2 protein-coding genes are annotated in these 1,255 nt (G+C 73.4%); both read left to right on the top strand.

The annotated features are described in order from the left end of the window. On the top strand, positions 1 to 364 hold a 364-nt coding region (locus ACTS11_RS19690; RefSeq protein WP_442641984.1), incomplete at its 5' end, for a DUF1194 domain-containing protein. Positions 365 to 786: 422 nt separating this feature from the next. Then, on the top strand, positions 787 to 1,255 hold a 469-nt coding region (locus tag ACTS11_RS19685), incomplete at its 3' end, for an ArsR/SmtB family transcription factor (protein WP_442641983.1).

Below are 1,255 nucleotides of genomic sequence, written 5' to 3'. Positions count from 1 at the left end.
CCTGCTCGCGGCGGATAACGGCTTCGACAGCCTCCGCAAGGTGATGGACGTGTCGGGCGACGGCGCGACCAACGATGGCGCGAACACCATCGCCGCGCGCAACGCGGCGGTCGGGGCCGGCATTACCATCAATGGCCTGGTGATCGGCGGTGGAGCGAGCCTGCTGAACTTCTACACGAACGAGGTCATCGGCGGTCCGGGCGCATTCGTGATGCAGGTCGCCAACTTCGCCGACTTCGCCGCGGCGGTCGAGCAGAAGCTGGTCAGGGAGATCACCGGCGTGCCTGAGCCGACCACGATGGCGCTGCTGGGCTTCGGCCTCGCCGCGCTGGGCATGGCGGCCCGGCGGCGCAAGGCGGCCTGACCCGTCGCCTCGGCGGACTGAGAACGGCCCCGGTGGCTTCGGCCCCGGGGCCGTATCCATTCGGGGGACAGCGTCGGAAGATCTTACACCAACCGGCGGTCGCGTCTCCTCGCCATGATACACGCCCGGCGAGACGGCTGGCCCGCATGCGGGCGTTTCGGTCCGGTGCGAACCATCCCGGCCGTCACCGTGCGATGGTTGCTCCATGAGCGCACGTCCCGCCCCTGCCCGATCGGCGCTGCGGCACTGCCCCTCGCCCCGACCCGCTCCCCCGCTTTGCGGGGCAGGGCGATCGCATATGGCAGAGTTTTTCCTCTCCCCCCGCTCCGGCGGGGGGAGAGGGGAATGTTCTGGGCATGTGCAATGGCCCGGCGGCTCCCCGCCGGAGCGGGGGGAGAGGGAGACGAGAGGAGAGGTCCGACATGACCACGCCCGCCCGCCTCGCCTCCGCCGCCGCGCTGATCGCCGATCCCGCGCGCGCGGCGATGCTCCAGGCGCTGATGGCGGGCGAGGCGCTGACCGCGGGCGAACTCGCGCGCGCGGCCGGGATCGCCCCCTCCACGGCGTCCGCGCATCTCGCCGCCCTGACCGATGGCGCGCTCGTCGCGGTGCACGCGCAGGGGCGGCACCGCTGGTTCCGGATCGCCGACGAGGATGTCGCGGTGATCCTGGAATCGCTGATGGGCCTCGCCGAGGCCACCCGCCCGGCGCGGCGCTGGCCGCACGGCGAGGCGCTGCGCACCGCGCGCACCTGCTGGGACCATCTCGCCGGCCGGCTTGGCGTCGGCCTGCATGCGGGACTCGTGGCGCGCGGCGTGCTGCGGCCGGCGCCGGGCGGGTGGGAGACCACCGCCTCGGGCGATGCCTGGCTGGAGCGGCTCGGCGTGGATC

This window comes from Roseicyclus sp. (assembly GCF_052168335.1).
In the GTDB taxonomy this organism is placed as follows: Bacteria; Pseudomonadota; Alphaproteobacteria; order Rhodobacterales; family Rhodobacteraceae; genus Roseibacterium.
This window is presented reverse-complemented; position numbering and strand designations above follow the sequence as displayed.